The organism is Pseudomonas sp. CJQ_9, from assembly GCF_043106615.1.
GTDB lineage: Bacteria > Pseudomonadota > Gammaproteobacteria > Pseudomonadales > Pseudomonadaceae > Aquipseudomonas > Aquipseudomonas juntendi.
In genome coordinates this window covers 38,405-61,616 of record NZ_JBICMS010000072.1, presented here as the reverse complement: position 1 = coordinate 61,616, position 23,212 = coordinate 38,405, and the positions used below count along the sequence as shown (strand labels likewise).

At 64.1% G+C, this 23,212-nt stretch carries 19 protein-coding genes and 1 tRNA gene; 4 read left to right on the top strand and 16 right to left on the bottom strand.

The window, feature by feature from the left end; genetic code table 11:
- Positions 1-204 precede the first annotated feature (204 nt).
- The 3 genes from ACF8SD_RS13570 to bglX form a co-directional block, all read right to left on the bottom strand.
- A complete protein-coding gene (locus ACF8SD_RS13570) occupies positions 205-1,536 on the bottom strand; it encodes a sigma-54-dependent transcriptional regulator (protein ID WP_392483546.1) in 1,332 nt (443 codons plus the stop codon).
- A complete protein-coding gene (locus ACF8SD_RS13565; protein ID WP_173890899.1) occupies positions 1,530-3,287 on the bottom strand; it encodes an ATP-binding protein in 1,758 nt (585 codons plus the stop codon). Before ACF8SD_RS13565 ends, ACF8SD_RS13570 begins: the two co-directional genes overlap by 7 nt.
- A gap of 122 nt (positions 3,288-3,409) precedes the next feature.
- A complete protein-coding gene (gene bglX / locus ACF8SD_RS13560; RefSeq protein WP_173890898.1) occupies positions 3,410-5,701 on the bottom strand; it encodes a beta-glucosidase BglX in 2,292 nt (763 codons plus the stop codon).
- Positions 5,702-5,887: 186 nt separating this feature from the next.
- Between bglX and ACF8SD_RS13555 the strand changes: the two genes are divergently transcribed.
- Both ACF8SD_RS13555 and ACF8SD_RS13550 read left to right on the top strand, forming a co-directional pair.
- Entirely contained in the window at positions 5,888-6,505 is a 618-nt protein-coding gene (locus tag ACF8SD_RS13555; protein WP_392483545.1) for a TPM domain-containing protein, read from the top strand.
- A gap of 345 nt (positions 6,506-6,850) precedes the next feature.
- Positions 6,851-8,065, top strand: coding sequence for a class I SAM-dependent methyltransferase (locus ACF8SD_RS13550; protein ID WP_392483544.1), 1,215 nt, complete (start codon positions 6,851-6,853; stop codon positions 8,063-8,065).
- 39 nt (positions 8,066-8,104) lie between these two features.
- Here ACF8SD_RS13550 and ACF8SD_RS13545 read toward each other — a convergent pair whose 3' ends face one another.
- The 7 genes from ACF8SD_RS13545 to ACF8SD_RS13515 form a co-directional block, all read right to left on the bottom strand.
- Positions 8,105-9,115, bottom strand: a complete 1,011-nt coding sequence (locus ACF8SD_RS13545) for a DUF4917 family protein (RefSeq protein ID WP_173890895.1) — start codon at positions 9,113-9,115, stop codon at positions 8,105-8,107.
- Between the two features lie 63 nt (positions 9,116-9,178).
- The gene (locus tag ACF8SD_RS13540; RefSeq protein WP_392483543.1) at positions 9,179-10,885 is read right to left on the bottom strand and encodes a SulP family inorganic anion transporter; all 1,707 of its coding nucleotides are present in this window, start codon (positions 10,883-10,885) and stop codon (positions 9,179-9,181) included.
- Between the two features lie 181 nt (positions 10,886-11,066).
- Positions 11,067-11,140 (bottom strand) — tRNA-Gly (locus ACF8SD_RS13535).
- A gap of 110 nt (positions 11,141-11,250) precedes the next feature.
- The gene (locus ACF8SD_RS13530; RefSeq protein WP_392483542.1) at positions 11,251-12,138 is read right to left on the bottom strand and encodes an alpha/beta fold hydrolase; all 888 of its coding nucleotides are present in this window, start codon (positions 12,136-12,138) and stop codon (positions 11,251-11,253) included.
- 459 nt (positions 12,139-12,597) lie between these two features.
- Entirely contained in the window at positions 12,598-13,290 is a 693-nt protein-coding gene (locus ACF8SD_RS13525; protein WP_173890893.1) for a pseudouridine synthase, read from the bottom strand.
- Between the two features lie 9 nt (positions 13,291-13,299).
- Positions 13,300-13,512 carry a cysteine-rich CWC family protein gene (locus tag ACF8SD_RS13520; protein WP_392483541.1) on the bottom strand — a complete coding sequence of 71 codons (213 nt, stop codon included), beginning with the start codon at positions 13,510-13,512 and terminating at the stop codon, positions 13,300-13,302.
- Positions 13,509-14,984: a diguanylate cyclase gene (locus tag ACF8SD_RS13515; protein ID WP_392483540.1), complete on the bottom strand. Its 1,476-nt coding sequence runs from the start codon at positions 14,982-14,984 to the stop codon at positions 13,509-13,511. The genes ACF8SD_RS13520 and ACF8SD_RS13515 overlap by 4 nt, the downstream gene beginning before the upstream one ends.
- Positions 14,985-15,196: 212 nt before the next feature.
- Here ACF8SD_RS13515 and ACF8SD_RS13510 point away from each other — a divergent pair, with 212 nt between their 5' ends.
- Positions 15,197-15,655 carry a hypothetical protein gene (locus tag ACF8SD_RS13510; protein ID WP_173890891.1) on the top strand — a complete coding sequence of 153 codons (459 nt, stop codon included), beginning with the start codon at positions 15,197-15,199 and terminating at the stop codon, positions 15,653-15,655.
- A 12-nt stretch (positions 15,656-15,667) separates the two neighbouring features.
- Here ACF8SD_RS13510 and ACF8SD_RS13505 read toward each other — a convergent pair whose 3' ends face one another.
- On the bottom strand, positions 15,668-16,774 hold the full coding sequence (locus ACF8SD_RS13505) for an enoyl-CoA hydratase/isomerase family protein (protein WP_392483539.1): 1,107 nt from the start codon (positions 16,772-16,774) through the stop codon (positions 15,668-15,670).
- A 126-nt stretch (positions 16,775-16,900) separates the two neighbouring features.
- Between ACF8SD_RS13505 and ung the strand changes: the two genes are divergently transcribed.
- Positions 16,901-17,593: a uracil-DNA glycosylase gene (gene ung, locus ACF8SD_RS13500; RefSeq protein WP_009683066.1), complete on the top strand. Its 693-nt coding sequence runs from the start codon at positions 16,901-16,903 to the stop codon at positions 17,591-17,593.
- 60 nt (positions 17,594-17,653) lie between these two features.
- Here the strand turns inward: ung and ACF8SD_RS13495 are convergent, their stop codons facing one another.
- The 5 genes from ACF8SD_RS13495 to ACF8SD_RS13475 all read right to left on the bottom strand — a co-directional run bounded on the left by ACF8SD_RS13495 (position 17,654) and on the right by ACF8SD_RS13475 (position 23,150).
- Positions 17,654-18,682, bottom strand: coding sequence for an AbrB family transcriptional regulator (locus ACF8SD_RS13495; RefSeq protein ID WP_392483538.1), 1,029 nt, complete (start codon positions 18,680-18,682; stop codon positions 17,654-17,656).
- Positions 18,675-20,189: a tripartite tricarboxylate transporter permease gene (locus ACF8SD_RS13490; protein WP_173890888.1), complete on the bottom strand. Its 1,515-nt coding sequence runs from the start codon at positions 20,187-20,189 to the stop codon at positions 18,675-18,677. The genes ACF8SD_RS13495 and ACF8SD_RS13490 overlap by 8 nt, the downstream gene beginning before the upstream one ends.
- A 3-nt stretch (positions 20,190-20,192) precedes the next feature.
- Positions 20,193-20,651, bottom strand: a complete 459-nt coding sequence (locus ACF8SD_RS13485; RefSeq protein ID WP_173890887.1) for a tripartite tricarboxylate transporter TctB family protein — start codon at positions 20,649-20,651, stop codon at positions 20,193-20,195.
- Positions 20,652-20,834: 183 nt separating this feature from the next.
- Positions 20,835-21,815 (bottom strand): tripartite tricarboxylate transporter substrate binding protein, encoded by a 981-nt coding sequence (locus ACF8SD_RS13480; protein WP_054912178.1) that lies wholly within the window; start codon positions 21,813-21,815, stop codon positions 20,835-20,837.
- A gap of 45 nt (positions 21,816-21,860) precedes the next feature.
- Positions 21,861-23,150, bottom strand: a complete 1,290-nt coding sequence (locus ACF8SD_RS13475; protein ID WP_009684775.1) for an OprD family porin — start codon at positions 23,148-23,150, stop codon at positions 21,861-21,863.
- Positions 23,151-23,212 lie beyond the last annotated feature (62 nt).

Below are 23,212 nucleotides of genomic sequence, written 5' to 3'. Positions count from 1 at the left end.
TGTTGTTGTGAAGCGCGCCTGGGCGCAGCTGACACGAGCATTTGCAGAAGGTGTGCCAAACCGGGGCGGGCCGACCCAATCCGGGGCAATAGGCCGCTTTGCGGGCATTTCGCCGGCCGCGCGGCGGCGAGGCCAGCCCAAGAAGTGCTGTGCATGGGCGGTATTTTGCCTATCGCTGGTCAGTGATAGGCGGAATTCCGCTTATCACTGGCCCGTAAAATCGTCCCGCGACAACCCATGCCGCTGCATCTTTTCGTTCAGCGTTCGCCGCGGCAGTTGCAACGCCGCCATCACCGCACCGATGGCGCCCCCATGCTGGCGCAAAGCCGCACGCAGGCACTGGGCCTCGAACGCTTCCATCTGCTCGCTCAGCGATTGCCCGGCAGGGGCCACCTCGGTACTCGGTGAACCCAGGCCCAATGCGTGCCGCTCTGCCGCATTGGCCAGCTCGCGCACGTTACCCGGCCAGTCATGCGCCAGCAGTTGTGCCAGTTGCGCGCCCGACAGCGGCGGCGCAGCGCGGCCAAGCCGGTCGGCAGCAGCGCGGGCGAAGTGGTCGAACAGCAGCGGAATGTCTTCGCGCCGTTCGCGCAAAGGCGCCAGGCGCAACTCGGCAACGTTCAGGCGGTAGGCAAGGTCTTCACGGAAGCGCCCGGCACGGGCCTCCTCCAGCAAGTCGGGCTTGGTTGCGGCGATGATGCGCAGGTCAACGTTGATACTCTGGTTCGCCCCCAGGCGCTCGAGCTTCTGCTCCTGGATCACCCGCAGCAGTTTGGCCTGCTGGGCCAGCGGCATGCTTTCGATTTCATCGAGAAACACCGTGCCGCCGTTGGCATATTCCAGCTTGCCGACGCGCTTGCCCTGGGCACCGGTGAAGGCGCCGCTCTCATGGCCGAACAGCTCGGCCTCGAACAATGCCTCAGGAATGGCCGCGCAATTGAGTGCCACGAATGGCTTGGCCGCGCGTGGCCCGAAATCGTGGAGGCAGCGTGCTACACGTTCTTTGCCGCTGCCTGTCTCGCCCCGGATCAGCACATTGACCGGCAGGCTGGCCAGGTCCAGCACCTGCCGCCGCAGCAGTTGCAGGCCCTGGGACATGCCCAGCAGCGTGCCTTCCAGGCGTGACTTGAGGTCGGCCTGCTCGTGCAGGCGGCGGTTCTCCAGCACCAACTGGCGTTTTTCCAGAGCCCGCCGCAGGCTGCCCAGCAGGTGTTGCGGGGTGAAGGGTTTTTCCAGGAAGTCGTAGGCCCCGTTGCGCATGGCCTCCACGGCCATGGGGACATCGCCGTGGCCGGTCAGCAGGATCACTGGCAGGTCGGGGTCGTCTGCCTGCAGGCGTTCGAGCAGCTGCAGGCCACCCATGCCGGGCATGCGCACATCGCTGATGATCACACCCGGGAAGTGCTTCGGCAGCTGGCTCAGGCAGTCTTCGGCGCGGGCAAACAGCTGCACGTTGAACCCCGACAGGCTCAGCCATTGCTCGACCGCTGTGCGGATACTGGCTTCGTCATCGATGACGATCACTGAATTCAACATGCAGGCTCCAGGTCTTGGGGCAGGGTAAGGCTCAGGCGCGCACCGCCAGACAGGTTCTCGGCCTGCAGCTGGCCGCCGACCTCATGGACGATACCGTAGGAGATCGCCAGGCCAAGGCCCAGCCCTTCGCCCACGGGCTTGGTGGTGAAGAAGGGGTCGAAGACCTTGGCCAGGTCGGCCTCGGCTATGCCGCCACCGGAGTCGAGCACACTCAGGCGCCACCGTTGGCCATCGGCTTCGATGCGGATCTCCAGACGCTTGTAGCGTTTGTCGGCCATGGCGTCGAGGGCGTTGCGCAACAGGTTGATCAGCACCTGTTCCAGGCGGATGGCATCGCCCCGTACCCAGGCCGGGCGTGCCAGGTACAGCGCGACCTCGACCTCTTCGCTGCGGATACGCGTTTCCAGCAAGTGCAGTGCCTGATCGACCACGGTGGCCAGGTCCAGGCGCTCGCGCAAGCCCATCGGGCTGTTACGGGCGAAGGTCTTGAGGTGACTGGTGAGCGCGGCCATGCGTGTGAGCATCTGTTCCAGCGGCTCGAGTGCCTGCCGCGCTTCGGCAGGCCGGCCATTGTCGAGCAGCAGGCGCACGGTTTCCAGTTGCATGCGCTGGGTCGTCAGCGGTTGGTTGATTTCGTGGGCCATGGCCGCCGACATTTGGCCCAGCGCGGCCAGTTTGGCGGATTGTACCAAGCCCTCCTGGGCGGTACGCAGCTCGCGGGTGCGTTCCTCGACCTGGCGCTTGAGCTCTTCCCGGCTGCGCTGGCGCAGCCGTGCCAGGCGCAGGCGCTGGCTGATGAACAACGCCGCGAACACCAGGCTCAGCCATACGGCAGCAGCGCCGAGGGCGGCATTGCGGCCGTCTGCCGCCACCTGCGGCTTGCGCAGCAGGTGCAAGGTCCAGCCCTCGCCTGCCAGCGGCAGGCTTTCCCACAGGTACTCGGCGCTGCCGTCGGGGCCTTGCACGCGGCTGAGGGTGCTGTTGGCAGCGAAGCGCGTGAGCACCTGATGGTGCAGCGGCACCAGCGGCTGCTTGTCGTACTGGCGTGTTTCGGCGAGTTCGGCACGGTCGGCGCCGCTCAGTGGCTGCAACTCGCGGTAGCGCCAGCCGTCCTGGTTGGCAATGAAGGTGATGCCGCGGGCATCGCTGACCAGCAGGATATCGCTGCCCTGGCGCCATTCGCGTTCCAGCTCCGGGAACTCCAGCTTGACCACCATGGCGCCGAGAAAACGGCCATGTTCGTCGTTGACTGCGCTGGCCAGAAAGTACCCCGGTACCCCGCTGGTCACGCCAACGGCATAGAAGCGGCCCGTACCCTGGCTGCGGGTTTGCTTGAAGTAGGGGCGAAAGCCGTAGTTGGAGCCGACGTAGGTGCTGGGTAGCCGCCAGTTGCTGGCTGCCACGGCCAGGCCGGTGCGGTCGAGCAGTTCGAGGGTCGAAGAGTTGGCCGCACCGTTGATACGTTCGAGCTTGCGGTTCAGGGCGCCTTGCACCGTCTCGCTGACGGGGCCGCGCAGGGCGTCGATCAGTTCCGGGTCCAGCGCCAGCACGGCCGGCAGCGCCCGGTAGCGGTCGATCAGCGTATGCAGGGTATTGGCGTACAAGCCCAGTTGCTGGTGAGCACGTTGTGCGTCGTTTTCCATGGCCTGGCGCTTGGCCTGGTGCATCGCCCAACCGGCACTGAGGGCAGTGCCTAGCAGGATCAGCAGGGTAATCAGCCCCAGCCGCAGGGCGCGAAAGGAAAAGGGCATGGCGCGGATCCGGGTCATTGGGACATCGGGGCTGGCCCTTTCACGGGCTTGCCCGCCCCCACGTGTGAGTACCTGTGGGAGCGGGCAAGCCCGCGAAAGGGCCGGTACAGGCGACCGTTCAGTTACAGCAATTCAAAACTCTGCTGCTGAACCGCCTGGGAGTCCAGCCCGACCTGGACATTGAACTCCCCGGGCTCGGCAACCCGCTGCAACTGGCCATTGTAGAACTTCAGGTCTTCCTCGCTGATGCGGAAGCTCAAGGTGCGGCTCTCACCAGGCTTGAGCATCAGTTTCTGGAAGTTCTTCAGCTCTTTGACCGGGCGGCTCATCGATGCCGAGACATCCTGCAGGTACAGCTGCACCACGGTCTCGCCTGCCAGCTTGCCGGTGTTCTTCACCGTGACCTTGGCTTGCAGCGTATCGCCGCGCTTGAGGTTGTTGGCCGACAGCGACAGGCCCGACAGCTCGAAGCTGCTGTAGCTCAGGCCGTAGCCGAACGGGTACAGCGGGCCGTTGGGCTCTTCGAAGTACTGCGAGGTGTAGTTGCCGGGTTTGCCTGGGGTGAAGGGCCGACCGATACGGGTGTGGTTGTAGTACATCGGGATCTGCCCGACCGACCTCGGGAAGGTGATGGCCAGCTTGCCGGACGGGTTGTAGTCACCGAACAGCACGTCGGCAATGGCATTGCCGCCTTCGGTGCCGGCGAACCAGGTTTCGAGAATGGCATCGGCCTGTTCACGTTCCCAGCTGATCGACAGCGGGCGGCCGTTCATCAGCACCAGTACCAGTGGCTTGCCGGTCGCCTTCAAGGCCTTGATCAGTTCACGCTGGCTGGCAGGAATTTCCAGGGTGGTGCGGCTCGACGATTCGTGGGACATGCCGCGGGACTCGCCAACCACGGCCACTACCACATCGGCTTGTTGCGCTGCCTTGACCGCTTCATCGATGAGCACCGCAGGGGGGCGCGGGTCGTCGACGATTTCCGGGGCGTCGAAGTTGAGGAAGTTCAGGTAATCGAGGATGGCCTTGTCGCCGGTGATGTTGGAGCCTTTGGCGTAGACCAGTTTGGCCTTGCCTTCCACGGCGCGGCGCAGGCCTTCGCGTACGGTGACCGAATGCGCCGGTTTGCCGTCGGCGGCCCAGCTGCCCATCATGTCGATCGGGGCATCGGCCAGGGGCCCGACCAGCGCGAGGGTGCCGGTTTTTTTCAGCGGCAGGGTCTGGTTGTGGTTTTCCAGCAGCACCAGGCTACGACGCGCCACGTCACGGGCGGCTTCGCGGTGCAGGCGGTCGCTGCCGTAGTAGTCTTTCAGGTCGGTTTCGGCCTTGCCGATGCGCACGTACGGGTCCTTGAACAGGCCCATGTCGTATTTGGCCCCCAGCACTTCGCGCACGGCCTGGTCCAGTTCGTGCTGGCTCACCTCGCCAGACTTCAGCAGGCCTGGCAGTTCCTGGCCGTACAGGGTGTCGTTCATGCTCATGTCGATGCCGGCCTTGATAGCCAGCTTGGCGGCTTCGCGGCCATCGCGGGCGACGCCATGGCGGATCAGTTCCTGGATGGCGCCATGGTCGCTGATGGTCACACCCTTGAAGCCCCACTCCTTGCGCAGCAGGTCGTTCATCAGCCAGGTGTTGGAGGTGGCCGGCACACCGTTGATCGAGTTCAGCGCCACCATGACGCCCCCGGCACCGGCATCGAGTGCGGCGCGGTAGGGCGGCAGGTAATCGTTGTACATTTTCGGCAGGCTCATATCGACCGTGTTGTAGTCGCGCCCACCCTCTACGGCACCGTACAAGGCGAAGTGCTTGACGATGGCCATGATGCTGTCGGGGTTGGCCGGGCTGCTTCCCTGGAACGAGCGCACCATGACCTGGCCGATCTTCGAGGTCAGGTAGGTATCCTCGCCGAAACCTTCACTGGTGCGGCCCCAGCGGGGGTCGCGGGCAATATCGACCATGGGGGCGAAGGTCATGTCCAGGGCGTCGGCCGAGGCTTCGATGGCGGCGGTGCGGCCCACTTTGGCCACCGCGTCCATGTCCCAGGTGGCGGCCATGCCCAGGCCGATCGGGAAGATCGTGCGCTCGCCGTGGACGGTGTCGTAGGCGAAGAACATCGGGATCTTCAGGCGGCTGCGCATGGCCGCATCCTGCATCGGCCGGTTTTCCGGCGCGGTGCGGGAATTGAAGGTGCCGCCAATGCGGCCAGCGGCGATTTCCTCGCGAATCTTGTCGCGCGGCATTTCCGGGCCGATGCTGATCAGGCGCAGTTGGCCGATTTTTTCGGCTTCGGTCATCTGGCCGATCAGATGGTCGATGAACGCCTGCTTGTCCTGCAGGGGCGGGGCGGAGGTGGCGGCGAGGGCCGCCTGACTGGCAAGGCCCATGGCCAGGCCCAGCAAAGACAGTTTCATCATCAGTTCCGTTGTGGGGGCCTCTGCCGTATCCAGGGTGGTACGCGCGCGGCCGAAGTTTTCAGGCGGCTATTGTTGTACGATTTGCAGGCAATGCTTCCAGCGGCCGATTATGCCTGAATATGTCACCCGCGGATGAAGCCCCGTATGCCGGGACAACAACTATAAGAAAGCTCAGAGACCGACGGCGTGACCCCTTTTGACGAGTATGATCAGCGGCAGATTGCCGAAGCCATAGCCCGTGCCGAGCGGCATACCGACGCCGAACTGGTGACGGTGCTGGCGCGGCGTGCCGACGACTATGCGTATTGGCCGCTGCTCTGGGCTGCCGTGCTGGCACTGGCTGTGCCCGGCCTGCTGCAGTGGCTGCTGGGCTGGCCGGGCGTGCGTGGCTTGTTGGTGGCCAACATGCTGCTGTTTGTCGGCCTGTGCCTGCTGCTGCGCAGCCCGCGCCTGGCCGGCTGGCTGATCCCCCGGGCGCTGCGCCGCTGGCGGGCTTCGCGCCTGGCACACCAGCAATTTCGCGAGCTGAACCTGCAGCGCACGGCGGCTGGCACGGGGGTGCTGATTTTTGTCAGCGAGGCGGAGCGGCATGTGGAAATACTGGTTGACCGCGGCATCGAGCACTGCCTGGATGCCAGCGCTCGGGCGGCACTCGTCAGCCGGTTTGCCGAACAGGTGCGCCAGGGACGGACCCTGCAGGGTTTTGTCGAATGCATCGAGGCCTGCGGCGAGTTACTGAGCGAGCAGGTGCCACCGACCCATGCGCGTAACGAGCTGCCCAACCGCCTGGTGATTCTCGACTGAGGCAGCATGCAGGCGCGCACTGGATGGGGCTGGCAGTTCGGGGCTGCTGTGCAGCCATCGCTGGCAAGCCAGTTAATATTGAACAATACATAACTTGTTGATTAGCAGGGCCCTTGTGGGAGCGGGCGCGCCCGCGAACACCGGCGTAGCCGGTGCCAGCCACCGCGTTCGGCTCTTCGCGGGCTCGCCCGCTCCCACACAGGCCGCGTCGCGCTTGCGGCAGCTGTTTGCCATAAGATATGCAGCGCCTGGCCTGGGCGTGACGCGGCCGTGGGTGGCCAAGGTATGCCTGGCCGCGCGGCACACGGTAGAATGAGCGTTCCGCTACCCAAGGCCCCTTTGTCCATGCCCGCCAGTCATTCCGCTTCCGCCGCGCCGGACGCACTCGCCCAGTTCCTCGACCTGCTGAACGCTGCCCTGCAGGGCGGCACGTTGGTCAAGCTGGTGCTGGCGCGCCATGTCGGTGCCGACCAGACCCTGCAACGAATCATCGCCAAGCCGCTGCAGGTCAAGGGCCAGCCCTGCCTGTCGCTGGTCTACCGTCACCAGACCCGTGACATCACCCGCAACCTGGCTCTGGACGACGCCTTGGCGCTGGTGGCCGAGTTGCTGCCGGGCAGCTTCCGTAACGCCCACCTCTTCGATACCGATGGCGAAGTACAGCTGACCTTCAGCAAGAAGGGCAAGCCGATGCTTCAGCGCCATGGTGCACAAGCCCCGCGCGAGGCTGCGCCCGCCAGTGGCCATGACCGCGAGAAAAAACGCTACCTGGAGCTGTCGCGCCCATTCCTGCGCGACCTTGGCGTAACCGACGCGCAGGGGGCACTGATCCCGTCCATGTCGCGCAAGTGGAAGCAGATCAACAAGTTCATCGAGGTCTTCGACCACGCCCTGGCCAGCGCCCCGGTGCCGGCACAGCAGGTACTGCGGGTGGCCGACTTTGGCTCGGGCAAGGGCTACCTGACCTTCGCCATGCATGATTACCTGCGCAATACGTTGGGCCGCGAAGCGCAGGTGACCGGGGTTGAACTGCGCCAGGACATGGTCGACCTGTGCAACGCCGCCGCGGTGCGGTTGCAGCATGCGGGCCTGGAGTTCCAGTGTGGTGACGTGCGCAGCGTGGTACCCGACGCCATCGAGGTGATGATCGCCCTGCATGCCTGTGACATCGCCACCGACTATGCCATCCATACCGGCATCCGCAGCAATGCCGCGATCATCATGTGTTCGCCGTGCTGCCACAAACAGATCCGCCCGCAACTGCACAGCCCGGGCCTGCTGCAGCCAATGCTGCAGTACGGCCTGCACCTGGGCCAGCAGGCCGAAATGCTCACGGATAGCTTGCGGGCGCTGTACCTGGAGGCCTGTGGTTATGAGACCAAGGTGTTCGAGTTCATCTCCTTGGAGCACACCAACAAGAACAAGATGATTCTTGCAGTGAAGCGGCGCCAGCCGGGCGACAACCGTACGCTGCTGGAGAAAATCGTCCAGCTCAAAGCGTTCTATGGGGTGCAGGAGCATTGCCTGGAGACGCTGTTGCGAGTTGACGGGCTGCTTTGAGGCGGCACTGGCCCCTTCAACAGGCGTTTGAAGCTGGCCTCAACCTCGGGTGAACACGGCTTCGATAGACAGCGATGCCTGGCCCAGCGGATGCGTCGTGGCATCGAAGAAGTGCAGTGACGTGCCCGGCATGGCGCCCAGGCGATCGACGAAATGCTGCTTCTGGTTGATCACCGACGCTTCACTCAACGGCCGAATGGCGATCGCCAGGTGCTTGGGCCCGGCCATTCGAATGGCGTCGAGCAGGTGCTGGTCAGTGCTGTCCAGGTGCTGCCCGAACAGGCACAGGCCGCGGTGTTCCTGGGCCAGCTGCCCCAGGCACCAGCTCAGGTAGTCCGAGTGGCGGATGGCGCGCAGTTTCTCGTCGCTGCGGTCTTCATTGACGAACAGCGGCACTTCACCGGGAATGTTCACGGCAAAACCTTCCAGCAGCTCGGCGCTCTCGGCGCTGCGTTGACGGGTGGTGCCGTCGGGTTGCTTGAGCAGGTGCAAGCCCCCGTGCAAGTGCATCACCCGGGTACCCTCGCTGCTGCGCCGGCGCACATCGAAGTAACCGTGCTCGTCGAACAGGTCGGCGAAGCCCTGAGGGGCATGTTGCAGGGCCCAAGGCAGCAGCAGGTCGTAGTTGCTGGTGTAGACGCTGCGATAGTCGCGTAAGGCCTGATTGAGCACGGCCAGGGTTGCCGGGGGCATCAGCCGCCAGGGCAGATGCACGGTGCGCACGGCGTGGATCAGCGCTTCCTTGATCGAGTAATAGCGGTTGAGCGGCGCAGTGGAGTTGATGGCAAGCGCAGCATTGGCGCGCACGGTGGTGTTGAGCGCGCTGAGCACCGGTTCGAACAGCTCCGTGCCCAAGGACTTGAACAAGGCCTGGTCGCTGATCGCCAGGCCTTTCTTGCGACCGGCGCGTTGCGCCTCCTCGAACAGCGAGAAATAGCCGAACGGCTTCCACACTGCGCGGCTGGCGCCGTTACCCAGCAGCAGGGCATCGCAGGGGTGGCGGGCGGCAAGTTCCGGCCAGGGCAGGAGAGGGGCGTCGAGTGCAGGCATGCTGGGTCCATTGGTGGTGCGGGCGCGGGGCGACTTTAGCATGTCAGGCGGGGGGAAGGGGCATCAACCCTGCCTGGCGGCCGGCACGCTGCGCTTGCGGTTACGCCATACCCGGTAGGCCCGAATGCCGGCGCGCACCGAACCGAACAGCAATTTGTCCTCCATTTCGCGCGCCATGCCCGAGCGCACCAACATACGCAGGAAGCTGCCGCGGGCACGGGCGATGGCGAAGAGAATGCCCTGCGCGGCCAGGGTGTCGCGCACTTCACGCAATGCGGCCATGCCGCTGACATCGATACTGGTCACGGCCTCGGCATCGAACAAAACGGCCTTGGCCTGTGCCTCGCCTTGCACCGCCTCGAGAAGGCGCATCTTGAAGTAGTCGGCATTGAAGAACAGGATTGCATCGTCGAAACGATAGACCACCAGGCCGGGCACCGTCCGCGCATCCTTGAACTTGCGAATGTCGACCTGGCCTTCGGTGCCCGGCAGCCAGCCAAGCACGGCGTCGGTAGGCTGGTAGATGCTGTACAGCAAGCGCAGTATCGCCAAGGTCACGGCAAACACGATGCCGGGCAGCACGCCTAGCCCCAGCACCCCCACGGTGGTCAGCAGGCACAGCCAGAATTCAAAACGGCTCAGGCGCCGAATGTGGCCCAATGACTTGATATCGATCAGCCCCCAGCCAGCCATCAGCAGCACCGCGCCCAGTGCGGCCTGAGGGATCCACGCCATGGGGGCGGTGAAAAACAGCAGGATCAAGGCGATCACCAGGGCGGCGACGATGCCGACCAGTTGGCTTTTGCCACCGACCATGTCGTTGACGGCGGTGCGCGAGTCGGCACCGCTGATGGCAAAACCCTGGGAAACCCCGGCGGCCAGATTGCTCACGCCCAACGCCACGAACTCGTGGTTGGCGTTGATGGCGTAGCCATGCCGGGCAGCAAAACTGCGTGCGGTGAGCATGGCGCTGCAGAAACTGACCGTGGCGATACCCAGGGCGTCGCGCAGCAAGCTTTTCATTTCTGCCAGGTTGCTGTGTGGCCAGGCCAGTTGCGGGATGCCGGCAGGCACCGGGCCGAGGATGGCGACGCCGAAGCGGTCGAGGCCGAACACACCCACCAGCAGCATGAACAGCGCCACCACCGTTAGCGCTGCCGGCAGGCGCGGGTAGCGGCGTGGCAGCCAGATCAGCAGGCCCAGGGCGGCCAGGCCGATACACAACGTCAACCCGTGGATTTCGCCCAGGCGCTGGAGGAAGTTGATCAGGCTGAGGATGAAACCGTCGCCCTCGATCCTGAACCCCACCACCTTGGATAACTGCCCGGCGATCAGGCTCAGGCCGATACCGTTGAGGTAGCCGATCAGAATCGGCCGCGAGAAGAAGCTGGCGATGAAACCGGCCCGCGCCAGGCCAGCGGCAATCAGCATGACCCCGACCAGTACGGTGACGATCACCGACAGCTCGGCAGTGCGTTGCGGATCGCCCAGGGCCAGCGGCGCCACTGCCCCGCCAATCATGGCGCAGGTAGCCGCATCGGGGCCGACCATCAACTGGCGCGAGCTCCCGATCAGCGCGTAGACCATCATCGGCAGTACACAGGCGTACAGGCCATACTGTGGCGGCAGGCCCACGATCTGGGCGTAGGCGATGGCAATCGGGATCTGGATGGCTGCCACCGACAGCCCTGCTTGCAGGTCGGCCTGCAGCCATTCGCGGCGGTAGTGCAGCAGGTTGGCAAGGCCCGGTAGCCAGCGGGAGAGCAACATGCGTCATCCTTTCGAAATGTTTCACGAAACCATGGGCGCATTGAAGCGGATCGACAGGCAATTGGCCATGCTGCTGATCATCGAAAGCAGCAGATTGTAGCGATTGGCAGAAACGAAAAGGAGCGAACGCTCCTTTTGATAGCGATGACGTTGCCGGAACGCCATGCGGGGGGATGTAATGTGGAGCGGGTAGAGGGAATCGAACCCTCAACTAAAGCTTGGGAAGCTTTCGTTTTACCACTAAACTATACCCGCCTTACGCCGCACTTTTTACCAGAACCCTGCGTGAAATAGAAGCCCACGTTATAAAAAAAGCGTGTCGGCGCCCCATGCCGGCGGGTATCCGCACCCAGGCGCCGAGTTGCTCAGATAGCCAGTGCATGCTGCCCCTGTTGCAGCGGCTGGTAACGTTGCCGGGCTTCGCGCAAGGTTGGCTTGAGGAAGCCCAGCATGGCATTGCGGGTGTCCTCACAGGCGGCCTTGGTCTCCATGTCCAGAAAGTGCCCTGCACCGCGGATAACCCCAAACTGGCTGCGCCCCACGTGTTTGCCGAACTGCCGTGCATCTGCGGCCGTGGTGTACTCGTCGCGTTCACCATTGATGAACAACACCGGAATATCGATAGCGCGCGCGCCATCCAGTGCCCGTGCCAGGTCATGCTGCAGCACCTGGTTGATGTGGAAGTGCATCTGCGCGTACTCGTGGCTGTCCAGGCTGCTGACGTGCCGGTAGTTGAACCGCTTGAACAGCGACGGCAGGTACTTGCCGATGGTGTCGTTGATCAGGTTACCAACCTGATAGCGGTCGCAGGCGGCCAGGTACTGGCAACCGCGTGCCAGGTAGTCGCGCATCGGTTCATTTATTACCGGCGAGAACGAACTCACCACGGCCTTCTTCACAGACCGCGGCTGGTGCGCCAGTGCCAGTAGCGTGCTGGCACCGCCCCACGAGAACGACATCACGTGGTCGGCCTGGAAGTGATCGATCAGTTCAAGGAGGATATGCGCCTCGGTCTCCTTGCTGATCAGCCGTTCGTGGCGGTTGTGCGGTTTGGATTTGCCCGCGTAGGGCTGGTCGAACAGGACGACATTGAACTGCGGGTGCAGGTTGCGCACCGTCTGGGCGAACGAGGCTGTGGTGGCCAGCGAGCCGTTGATCAGGATGATCGTATTCTCAGCCGCATCCGCGCGATAGAACTCCGTGTAAACCCGATACTGACCTTGAATATCAAGTACAGCGATTTCTGGCCTCATGTCATCGACTCCTGGCGCAAAAAGGGTATTCGCGTCACCTGGTGGCCTGTCGCGGAAACGGGTTGTGCACTTTTGCCGGCGGCTTGGCCGAACACTCAAGCCACTGGCCCAAAGAGAGCGCATTCCCGAAACAGGACCTCAGGGTGCACGTTCTTTATGACAGGTAGGCATTCGCCTGAAGAGTAACCGGGGCCCTGTGTCGATCCTTGGCACTTGCGTCGACGGTGTTGTTGTATGGCGGGCAATCTGCCGTGCCCCAAGGCATCTAGGCCCTGGGTGGCCGACAAAAAGTGTCTGGGTCTACGGTCGTGACTTGGTGGTCACATGCAGACTGACGATTGGGATTCAAGCAGGGGGGCGGGGATCCTGCAAGTGCCGTTCGGGCTTAATTGTGACGTTTGGCGCTGAGCGGTCGTATCGCAACCGCTCAGCGGTAGGTTCCGCGGATTCGCGGGCGGGCTAGACGGTGCCTATTTCTTCCGGCGTGAGTGGCCGAAAGGCCCCGGGCGCCAACCCCGGGTCGAGCCGGATCGCCCCCATGCTCTCCCGGTGCAGCCCCACGACCTTGTTGTCGAAAAACCCGAACATGCGTTTGACCTGGTGATAACGCCCTTCGACAATCGCCAGCCGCGCCTGCCGCGGCCCTAGAATGTCCAGCTGGGCGGGCTGGGTGGTGAGGTTCTCAAAGGCGAAGTAGAAGCCTTCACGGAACTTGGCCACATAGTGCTCGGCAATCTCGTCCTCGGTTTCCACCAGGTACTGCTTGGGCAGCTTGGTCGCTGGCTGGGTCAGGCGGCGCGACCACTGGCCATCGTTGGTCAGGATCATCAGGCCGGTGGTGTTGAAGTCCAGGCGCCCGGCGATGTGCAGGTCCGCACGCAGCGCCGCCGGCAACAGCTCGAGCACAGTGGGGTGCTGTGGGTCTTGGGTCGCGCTCACGCAGCCGGCCGGCTTGTGCAGCATCAGGTAGCGCGCTGGGCGGCCAGCCTGCAGCAACTGCTCGTCCAGTTGCACCCGGCTGAACTCCCGCACCTCGGCCAGCGGGTCGCTGATGACCTGGCCATCCAGGCGCACACGGCGCTGGGCCAGCATCAGCCGGGCTTGCTGGCGGTTGCAGTGGGGCAGGTTGGCAAGGAAACGATCGAGGCGCATTGCTTGGCGTCAGCTGGAAGGGCGTGATTGGAGTTGGTCTTCAACGGCGGCGCAGCGCGGGCACAGGCAAGCTTTGTCCCGCAGCGCGGCGGGCAGTGCCTGGAGCACGCTCGGGTCGATGGTGACACCGTGGCACCAGCAGGCCTGGGTGGCGCGGCGTGGGTCGGCCAGGCTGCAGTGGTTGAGCGCGCCGCAAGCGGGGCAGTGTTGCTGATCAGTCATGGGGTTTCGCTACAGACACGGTTGCGGCCAGCCTGTTTGGCACGATAAAGGGCACGGTCGGCGCGGGTCAGCAGGGTGTGCAGGGTATCCCCCGGTCGCAGGCTGCTCAGGCCGATGCTCGTGGTCAGGCGCAGTGGCTGGTCGTCGTAGCTGAAGGTTAGCTGCTCGGTGCGCTGGCGGATCTTTTCGGCCACCTCGATGGCGTGCCGACCCTCGGCTTCACGCAGCAGCACGATGAATTCCTCGCCACCCCAGCGGCACAGTATATCCGACTGGCGCAGGCTGCTTTGCAGTACATTGGCGAACTGGCGCAGCACTTCGTCGCCTGCCAGGTGGCCATGGGTATCGTTCAGCGCCTTGAAGTGGTCCAGGTCGAACAGCATTGCTACCAGTGGGCCACTTTCGCGCTGGGCTTCGCGCAGGGCCTGGGCAGCCAGCAGGTCGAAGCTGCGCCGGTTGAGCAGGCCGGTGAGGCTGTCGAGGGTCGCCAGGGCCTCTGTGCTGGCCTGATGGCGGCGGACCATGGCGTGTACCAGTGCCAGTACCACCAGGGTGATCATGGTGCAGATCGCCAGGTTCAGGTACAGCGAGTGACGAATGCGATCAAGCGCGCCGGTTTCCCGCTTGTCCACCAGTAGGTACCAGTCCAGCTCAGGCAACTGGCGCACGTTGAGGAAGTGGCTGTGCTGGTCGCTGTCACGGTACTCGTGGCTGCCTTCACTGGGTACCGGCCGTTCTGCCAGCAGATCCTGCAGTTCGGGGTTGGCACTGAGCTGCTGGCCCACCTGTAGGCCATGCGGGCCGCCTGCCGAGCCGGTCAGCAGGACCTTGCCCTTGGCGTCGGTGAACAGCACCGCGCGCTGGTAGCGTTGTTGATAGCGGTCGATCAGCTTGACCACCGACGATACGCTCAGGCCGACACCGGCGGCGCCGATGAAGCGTTGCTGATAGTCATGCACCTGATAGTTGATGAATACGGTCAGGCTGTCATGGTTGGCCATGTCGAGGTCGACGTTGATCTCATAAGGCGCCTTGAGCTCACGCAGGCGGAAGTACCAGGCGTCGCGCCAGGCGCCAAGGTCGACATGCTTGAGCACCCCCTTGGCCTGGTAGTAGGTCAGGGTGCGGTCGGACACGAAAAATGAGGTGAAGGTGTCCTGCTTGCCCATGACCTCGCCCAGGTAGCGGGTTATGCGGGCGGTGTCCTGCTCGCCGGACAGCACCCAGTCGCGCAGGAAGGTGTCCTGGGCCATCATCGAGGCGATCAGTACCGGGCGAATCAGGTCTTTCTGGATTTCCGAGTAGACGGTGTCGGAGGTCAGCGGCAACTCGGTGTTGATGATGCCGTCACGGATGGCGCTGCGTGAAGCGAAGTAACTGAGCAGCGAGGTGGCAAGAAAGCCGCAGGCCAGCAGCAACAGTAGGGTGAAGATCAGCGAACGCTGCGAAAACAGGGCGGAACGTAAAGGCATGATCTTCCCATGATGTGTGCCGAGCCGCCCATTCTAGTGAGGTGGCGGTGAAATGACTGCAAGTTTTTCGGTGCCCGGGCAGCTGTATCAAATTATTGCAGGAATGGCACTGCACCTTGTTCCCAGTGTCTTATTCAATGTCGATGAACACATTTCGCATCGACGCCCGACAGCGCCGCTGTGCGGGCACTCCAGCGGTCCAGGAGGCCGCCATGTCCTATCGAATCCTGTTGATCGCCCTGCTGGGGTCGATGACTTCCGCCTGCGCGCCTTACTACGAGAGTGGCAGCTACTACCGCTCCGACTATTACACCAGCGACCGCTATGCAGCGCCCGGGTATTACCGTTATGACCGTTACTACGTGGCGCCACAGCCACGCTACTACTACCAGCCGGCACCACGCTACTACTACCAGCCCGCTCCGCGTTACCGCTACCAACCCGCACCCTACTACCGGCCGCAGCCACGCCCGCCGGTGACCCAGTGGCACGGTAACCCGCGTCATGACTATGGCAACCGCCAGCGTGATGACTACCGGGGTGACCGGGACCGGCACGACTACCGCGATGGCAGCCAACGCTACCCGCGTGGTGGCTGGCAATCCAATGGGCCAGGCCATGACGGTGGGCGAGGTGATGGTCCGCGCGGGCAGGGGCAATGGCAGCGCTAGGCAACGGCCGCACTAACCCAGGTCCGCCAGCGGGTGCCTGCCCTCCCAGACTTTGGCAAAGTGCGCCTCAACCACTGCCGCGGGCACCTGCGCCACGTCCGGCCAGTGCCAGCGCGGCTGGTTGTCCTTGTCTAGCAGGCGGGCGCGTACCCCTTCACTGAACTCCGGGTGGCGGCAGCAGTTCAGGCTCATGCAGTACTCCATCTGCAACACTTGCGCCAGTGACAGGTGTCGCGCCCGGCGAATCTGCTCCCAAACCAAATGGGCGGTCAGCGGGCAGCCTTGCTGCAGCCGTTGGCCGGCGTCGGCCAGCAATGGGTCGTCATGGTGCTTCAGGTTTTCCAGCGCGCGCCATGCGGCAGCCGCATCGGCAACATCGAGCAACGCGTCGATCGCTGAACGGCGCGGCAACCACTGAGCGGCCGGTAATTCGGCACACACGCGGTGCTGTTCGGCCTTGAGCAGGCTGTTGAGCTGTAAAGCGGTGTGTTCCTGCCAGTTCAGTTGCAGCAGCTCATCGACCAAGGTTTCTTGCTGGTGCTCACCCAGGAAGCGGTCGGCCAAACCCAGGTCCAGGGCGTCGCGGGCGTTGAGCGGGGCGCCGGTCAGGCCAAGGAACAGCCCCAGCTTGCCTGGCAGCCGGGCCAGGAACCAGCTGGCACCCACGTCCGGGTACAAGCCGATGCTGACCTCCGGCATGGCCAAACGGCTGCTGGGTGTGACAATGCGCACGTTGGCGCCTTGCAGCAACCCCATGCCGCCGCCCAGCACATGGCCGTGCCCCCAGCACAGCAATGGTTTGGGATAGGTGTGCAGGCTGTAGTCCAGGCGGTACTCGGCAGCGAAGAAGGTGGCGGCCAGCGGTGGCACGCTGCCAGGCTGATCGCGGCAAGCCTGGGCCAGCGCGCGCACATCACCCCCCGCGCAGAATGCCTTGGCGCCGCTGCCACGCAACAGCACGCAGACCACGCCAGGGTCGCGCGCCCAGGCCTGCAGCTGGTCGCCCAGCGCCTCGATCATGGGCAGGGTCAGGGCATTGAGCGCCATGGGCGCATCGAGGGTGGCGATGCCCATGCGGGCGCCATCGGCGCCGGTAAGCACCTCGCAATGAATGGTCATGGGCTACCTCGCTCAAGTCATCGCCCAAGTATGGCTTGCCTGGCCAATCATGCCGGTCGTCGGTCGGATCGTTTGACAAGCGGGTAGGGCTTACCTAGTGTCGCGCCATTGTTTATGGAAGGCCCCATGACTGACGACGACCGTATCAAACTCGAACCCAGCTGGAAGGCCGCGTTGCGCGGTGAGTTCGACCAGCCCTACATGCATCAACTGCGCGAGTTCCTGCGTAGCGAGTACGCTGCCGGCAAGCAGATCTACCCGCCAGGGCCGCTGATCTTCAACGCGCTCAACTCGACACCGCTGCAACAGGTGAAGGTGGTGATCCTCGGCCAGGATCCGTACCACGGGCCGGGCCAGGCACACGGCTTGTGCTTTTCGGTGCAGCCCGGGGTGGCCACGCCGCCGTCGTTGGTCAACATCTACAAAGAGTTGCAGCGGGACCTGAACATCCCGATCGCCAGCCACGGCTACCTGCAAAGCTGGGCCGAGCAAGGCGTGCTGCTGCTCAACACCACCATGACGGTCGAGCGTGCGAATGCGGCCTCGCATGCCAAGAAAGGCTGGGAGCACTTTACCGACCGGATCATCCAGGTCGTCAGCGAGCAGTGCCCGCACGTGGTCTTCCTGCTGTGGGGCGCACATGCGCAGAGCAAGCAGAAGCTGATCGATGGCACCAAGCACCTGGTGCTGAAGTCGGTGCACCCGTCACCGTTGTCGGCTTACCGCGGCTTTCTCGGCTGCGGGCACTTCAGCCGCACCAACAGCTTCCTCGAGCAGCGCGGGCTGGCGCCGATCAACTGGGCGTTGCCGCCGTTGTAGTCATGTGAACGGGCGCAGCGCCTGGCCAGCAGGTTCGCCGCTCGCCGGGCGCTGTGTTCATCAAGGCCTGGCGTTCCACGCGCGGAACAACGGCTCGGCCAAAAACAGCACCAGCAGCAGCCGCATCACCTGCAGTGCCGTCACCAGGGGCACCGACAGCTGCAGTGTCTCTGCGGTCAGGCTCATTTCGGCAATCCCGCCTGGCATCATGCCCAGCGTCAGCGAGCGCAAGTCCAGTGCCGTCAGGACGCTCAGTGCCCAGGCGGCCAGGGCGGCAATGGCCATGCACAATGCCGTGGCCAGCAGGGTGCGGGCGAGAAACGATGGCGCGCGGCGGAAGAATTCCCGGTTGAAGTGGCAGGCCAGGGCGCTGCCAATCAACCATTGGCCGATCTGGCTGGCGCCGTTGGGCAGGGCGATCTGCAGGTTGGCGGCCAGGCTCACCGAGGCCGCCACCAGCAGCGGCCCGAACAACCACGGGTTGGGTTGGCGCAAGCGCTGCCACAGCAGGGCCACGGCAATGCCCAGCGGGGCAATCAGGGCCAACCAGCTCCAGCTTACGCTGCCTGCGTGGTTGAGCGCGACGCCGTCGCCCAGCAGGTACTTGAATACTGCCGGTATGCACAACACCACAGCCAGCACGCGCAGGCTCTGCGCGGCCGCCACCTGGCTGAGCACCGCGCCGTTGCGCGCGCCAAGGTTGACCATCTCCCCCGAACCGCCGGGCATGCTGGCGAAGAACGCAGTGGCGCGGTCCTCGCCGCTGCGCCTGAGCAGCCACACGCTGATCACGCTGGTCACGGTAGTGAACACCGCGCTGAAGAAAATCAGGGCGAAGTGGCTGGCGACCTGCTCGATCACCGCCGGGGTGAAGTGCAGGCCAATGCCGATGCCGATGACCCACTGCCCGCATTTGCGGCCATTGGGTATTTCCGGCAATTGCCAGGGCGTCAGGCAGCGCACCAGGATGATCGCCAGCAGCGAGCCGATCATCCACGGCAAAGGCCAGCCGACCTTGCTGGCGGCAAAACCCCCAGCAAGGCCGACCAGCCCGGTTGCAACGTACAGCGGCAGTGACCGGTCAGGCATCGGCCATGGCCCGACGCTGCTGCGCCCGTTTGCGCCAGCTGCGTAGCAGCGGCAGGGCCAGCATGCACAGGGTCAGCCCCCATACCGACAGGCTGATGGGGCTTGACCAGAGGATGCCCAGTTCACCGTTGGAAATCGACAGCGCGCGGCGCAGGTTCTGTTCCATCAGGCCGCCGAGGATGAAGCCCAGCAGGATCGGCGACAGCGGGAAGTCCAGCTTGCGCAGGATGTAGCCCATGATACCGATGCCGACCATCAGGAACAGGTCGAAGGTGGTGGCATGCACGGCGTACACGCCGATTGCGGTGATGATGGCGATCACCGGCACCAGCGCCCAGTTTGGTACAGCCAGGATGCGGGTGAAGATGCGGATCATCGGGATGTTGAGGATCACCAGCATGATGTTGGCGATGAACAGCGAGGCGATCAGGCCCCAGACGATGTCCGGCTGCTGCTCGAACAGCAGGGGGCCTGGGGTGATGTTGTACAGGGTCAGTGCACCGATCATCACCGCGGTGGTACCGGAGCCCGGTACGCCCAGCGTCAGCATGGGCACCAGGGCGCCACAGCAGGAAGCACCAATGGCGGTTTCGGGTGCCGCCAGGCCACGGGCGTCGCCCTTGCCGAACTTGCCGCTGGTGCCGGCGAGGCGTTTTTCGGTCATGTAGGCCACGGCGCTGGCCAGCGTGGCGCCAGCGCCCGGCAGCACGCCCATGATGAAACCGAGCAGGCCGCAGCGGATATTCACCACGAACACCGAAGCCGCTTCCTTGAAGTTGAACAGCATACGCCCGGTGGCTTTGACCGCCTGGTGGCCATGGTGGGTCTTTTCCAGCAGCAGGAGGATTTCGCTGATCGAGAACAGGCCCAGTACCAACACCACGAACTGGATGCCATCGGCCAGGTGCACGCTGTCGCCGGTGAAGCGGTAGACGCCGCTGTTGGCGTCGATACCGACCGCCGACAGGAAAAGCCCGATCAATGCGGCAATGAAGGTTTTCAGCGGTTTGTCACCGGCCATGCCGCCAAGGGCGACGATGGCGAACACCATCAGCACGAAGTACTCCGCGGGGCCGAAAGCAATCGCCCATTTGGCCAGCAGTGGAGCGAATAGCACCATGCCGCAGGTAGCGATGAGCGCACCGATGAACGAACTCCAGGCCGACAGTGACAGGGCGACGCCCGCCAGGCCCTGGCGGGCCATCGGGTAACCGTCGAGGGTGGTCATCACGGTCGAAGCCTCGCCCGGGATGTTCAGCAGAATCGAGCTGATGCGCCCGCCATATTCGCAGCCCAGGTACACCGCTGCCAGCAGGATCAGCGCCGACTCTGGCGGCAGGCCGAGGGCGAAGGCAATCGGGATCAGCAGGGCCACGCCGTTGATCGGGCCCAGGCCCGGCAGCAGGCCGACCACGGTGCCGATCAAGGTGCCGGACAGGGCGGTGACCAGGTTATAGGGGGACAGGGCAACGCCGAAGCCCTGGCCCAGGTAGCTCAAGGTATCCATGTGTCAGTTCTCCAGTACGCTCAGCAGGCCAAGGGGCAGTGGCACGTCCATCACGCGGTCGAACAGCCAGTAGAGGAAGATGCTCATGCCCACCACCACCATGGCGCTGTGCAGCCAGCGGCCGCCGTACAGGTGCGCCATGGGCAGGCCCACCAGGATGGCACTGAGGATGAAGCCCAGGGGTTCGAAGGTGGCGGCGAAAACCAGCAGCAGGCCGACGCACGCGGCGATCTTGATCAGGGTCGCGCGGTCCAGTTCTGGTTCGTCGTCCTTGCGCACGATCGGGGTCGGGCGGATAGCCAGGTACAGTAGGCCCAGGCCCATCAGGCCGAGCATCAGCAGTGGGTAGGCACGCGGGCCCACCGGCTCGTAGGAAAACGCCGCCTGGTAGGGCCAGGCCATTACGGCAAGCACGGCGCACACCGCCAGCAAGACCAGGGCGAAGAGGCGTTGCAGGATCATGAAGGAATCCTCGTTGGGATCGCTTGTAGGAGCGGCCTCGTGTCGCGATCGGGCGCGAAGCGGCCGCAAAGCCAGCCTCTGCGATCTGTCTGAAGCATCGCAAGGCTGTTCCAGGGGCCACTTTGCGGCCCGATCGCGACGCAAGGCCGCTCCTACACAGGGATGGTGGTGGATCCGGCAGGTTTACTGGATCAGGCCAAATTCCTTGGCCAGCGTCTTGTAGTCAGCCACTTGCTTCTTCACATAGCCGTCCAGTTCCTCGCCGGTCATGGCGAACGGGAACAGCTCGCGTTGGTCGCGCAGTTTGGCGAAGTCCTCCGAAGCCAGCATCTTGTCGAACGACTGCTTCCACCAGGCGTAATCCTCGTCGCTGACCTTTGGCCCCAGGTAGAAACCGCGCACCACCGGCCAGACGATGTCATAGCCCTGCTCCTTGGCAGTCGGGATGTCTTTCATCTCCGGCTCGTCCAGGCGGTTTTCCGAGAACACCGCGAGGATGCGCATGTTGCCGCTCTGAATGTGCGGCATGGAGTCTGAAATGTCGGTCGAGCCCACCTGGATGTGGCCGCCCAGCAGGGCCGTGGCAATTTCGCCGCCGCCTTCCAGAGCCACGTAGCGCAGGTCGCGCGGGTTGATCCCGGCGGCCTTGGCGATCAGGGCGGTCTGCATCCAGTCCTGGCTGCCGACGGTGCCGCCAGAGCCGATCACCACTTTGCTCGGGTCTTTCTTCAGTGCTGCGACCAGGTCGTCGAGGGTCTTGTAGGGCGAGTCGCTCTTCACCGCGATGGCGCCGTAGCTGGTGCCGACCGCGGCCAGCCATTTCACGGCGTTTTCGTCGAAGCGGCCGAACTTGCCCTGGGCCAGGTTCAGCAACGAACCGCTGGACCAGGCCACCAGTGTGCCGGCGTCAGCCGGGCGTTGGGCGACCACGGCGTTGTACGCCACCGCGCCGACACCGCCGGGCATGTAGGTGACGCGCATGGGTTTGCTGAGGATCTTTTCCTGCACCAGGGCGCTTTGCACCAACTTGCAGGTCAGGTCGAAGCCGCCGCCCGGCGAGGCGGGGGCGATACATTCGGGGCGTTTCGGTTCGGCAGCGAGGGCGTTGCCGGCCAACAGCAGGCAGCCGGTAGCGAGGACGAGGCGGCGCAGTGAAAAGGTCATCGTCGATCTCCGTGAATGTTGTTGTTATCGGGTTAGGCTAGCGGCTTACCACAGCGCCACGCTGTAGCTCACCAGCAGCCGCACTTCGTCGGCATCGCGGGCGAGGTTGGAGCGGAATGTGGCGTTGCGCAAACGCACGGCCACGTTCTTCAACGGGCCGCTTTGTACGACGTACTTCATTTCGGTGTCGCGTTCCCACTCTTTGCCTTCGCCACCGGCGGCGCGGCTGACGTTGTCGCCGCTGATGTAGCGGGTCATGAAGGTCAGGCCGGGCACGCCCAGGGCGGCGAAGTTGTAGTCGTAGCGCGCCTGCCAGGAACGCTCGTCCTTGCCTGCGAAGTCGTTGATCTGCACGAAGTTGACCAGGTAGGGGTCGGCGCCATCCACATAAGGGAACGCGCTGTCGCCCGACAATTGCTGCCACGCGCCACTGACCTTGTGCCCACCCAGGGCGTAGCTGAGCATGCCGTTGAAGGTGGTGTTGTCGATGTTGCCAGCTTTGGCGGCACCGGCGTCGTCACTGATGGCCAGGCGCAGGTCGGCACCGAGGGTGCCTGGGCCCCAGGGCTGGGTGGCGACCATGCCGATGAAGTGCTGGCGGTAGATATCGTCGAGTTGGGCGAAGTGATAGCTGCCGGTGATACGGTCGGTGAACTGGTAGTCGAGCCCACCCAGGGCCAGGTGATCGGCGCTGAACGAACCACCGAAGCGGCCATTCTTGTTGTTCAGGGCCAGGTCTTCCCAATTGGTGTCGTTACGGTCCTTGGCTTTGTCCAGGCGCCCGCCAGTGAACGTCAGGCCCTTTATTTCCTTCGAGGTGAGCAGGCCGCCTTCGAAGGTTTGCGGCAGGATGCGGCCGTCGTTCGGTTGCAGGGTTGGCAGTTCGGGGATCAGCGTACCGATCTTCAGTTCGGTCTGGGACACCTTGACCTTGCCGGTCAGGCCCAGCTTGGAGTATTCGTCGGCAGCCTTGCCGTCATCGTGGGTCGGTAGCAGGCCGGTATCGGTGCGGTCCGGGCTGGAGTCGAGCTTGATACCGAGCATGCCCAGCGCGTCCACGCCGAAGCCTACGGTGCCATCGGTGTAGCCGGACTCGAAGTTGAGCATGAAGCCCTGGGCCCATTCATCGCGCTTGGATTGTTGCGCGCTGGTGCCGTCGCGGAAATCGCGGTTGAAGTACATGTTGCGGGTTTCGAAGGTGGCCGTGCTGTCTTCGAAGAAGGCGGCCTGGCTCAGCGGGGCGACACCGGCGAGCGCAAGGGCGCTGGCGAGGGTGCTGGGGCGTGAGGCAAAGGAACGGGTAGGCGCAAACGCCTGCGGCTGTGCTGACAGCATCGTCGATGACTCCGTTTATTGTTCTTATTCGTTGCACCTTGCTGGTGCTTTTTTCGGTGCGA

Coding starts and splice junctions, on each gene's coding strand:
- ACF8SD_RS13570 (WP_392483546.1), bottom strand. CDS start 1,536: ATGTTGAATTCAGTGATCGTCATCGATGACGAAGCCAGTATCCGCACA.
- ACF8SD_RS13565 (WP_173890899.1), bottom strand. CDS start 3,287: ATGCCCTTTTCCTTTCGCGCCCTGCGGCTGGGGCTGATTACCCTGCTG.
- bglX (WP_173890898.1), bottom strand. CDS start 5,701: ATGATGAAACTGTCTTTGCTGGGCCTGGCCATGGGCCTTGCCAGTCAG.
- ACF8SD_RS13550 (WP_392483544.1), top strand. CDS start 6,851: ATGCCCGCCAGTCATTCCGCTTCCGCCGCGCCGGACGCACTCGCCCAG.
- ACF8SD_RS13545 (WP_173890895.1), bottom strand. CDS start 9,115: ATGCCTGCACTCGACGCCCCTCTCCTGCCCTGGCCGGAACTTGCCGCC.
- ACF8SD_RS13540 (WP_392483543.1), bottom strand. CDS start 10,885: ATGTTGCTCTCCCGCTGGCTACCGGGCCTTGCCAACCTGCTGCACTAC.
- ACF8SD_RS13530 (WP_392483542.1), bottom strand. CDS start 12,138: ATGAGGCCAGAAATCGCTGTACTTGATATTCAAGGTCAGTATCGGGTT.
- ACF8SD_RS13525 (WP_173890893.1), bottom strand. CDS start 13,290: ATGCGCCTCGATCGTTTCCTTGCCAACCTGCCCCACTGCAACCGCCAG.
- ACF8SD_RS13520 (WP_392483541.1), bottom strand. CDS start 13,512: ATGACTGATCAGCAACACTGCCCCGCTTGCGGCGCGCTCAACCACTGC.
- ACF8SD_RS13515 (WP_392483540.1), bottom strand. CDS start 14,984: ATGCCTTTACGTTCCGCCCTGTTTTCGCAGCGTTCGCTGATCTTCACC.
- ACF8SD_RS13510 (WP_173890891.1), top strand. CDS start 15,197: ATGTCCTATCGAATCCTGTTGATCGCCCTGCTGGGGTCGATGACTTCC.
- ACF8SD_RS13505 (WP_392483539.1), bottom strand. CDS start 16,774: ATGACCATTCATTGCGAGGTGCTTACCGGCGCCGATGGCGCCCGCATG.
- ung (WP_009683066.1), top strand. CDS start 16,901: ATGACTGACGACGACCGTATCAAACTCGAACCCAGCTGGAAGGCCGCG.
- ACF8SD_RS13495 (WP_392483538.1), bottom strand. CDS start 18,682: ATGCCTGACCGGTCACTGCCGCTGTACGTTGCAACCGGGCTGGTCGGC.
- ACF8SD_RS13490 (WP_173890888.1), bottom strand. CDS start 20,189: ATGGATACCTTGAGCTACCTGGGCCAGGGCTTCGGCGTTGCCCTGTCC.
- ACF8SD_RS13485 (WP_173890887.1), bottom strand. CDS start 20,651: ATGATCCTGCAACGCCTCTTCGCCCTGGTCTTGCTGGCGGTGTGCGCC.
- ACF8SD_RS13480 (WP_054912178.1), bottom strand. CDS start 21,815: ATGACCTTTTCACTGCGCCGCCTCGTCCTCGCTACCGGCTGCCTGCTG.
- ACF8SD_RS13475 (WP_009684775.1), bottom strand. CDS start 23,150: ATGCTGTCAGCACAGCCGCAGGCGTTTGCGCCTACCCGTTCCTTTGCC.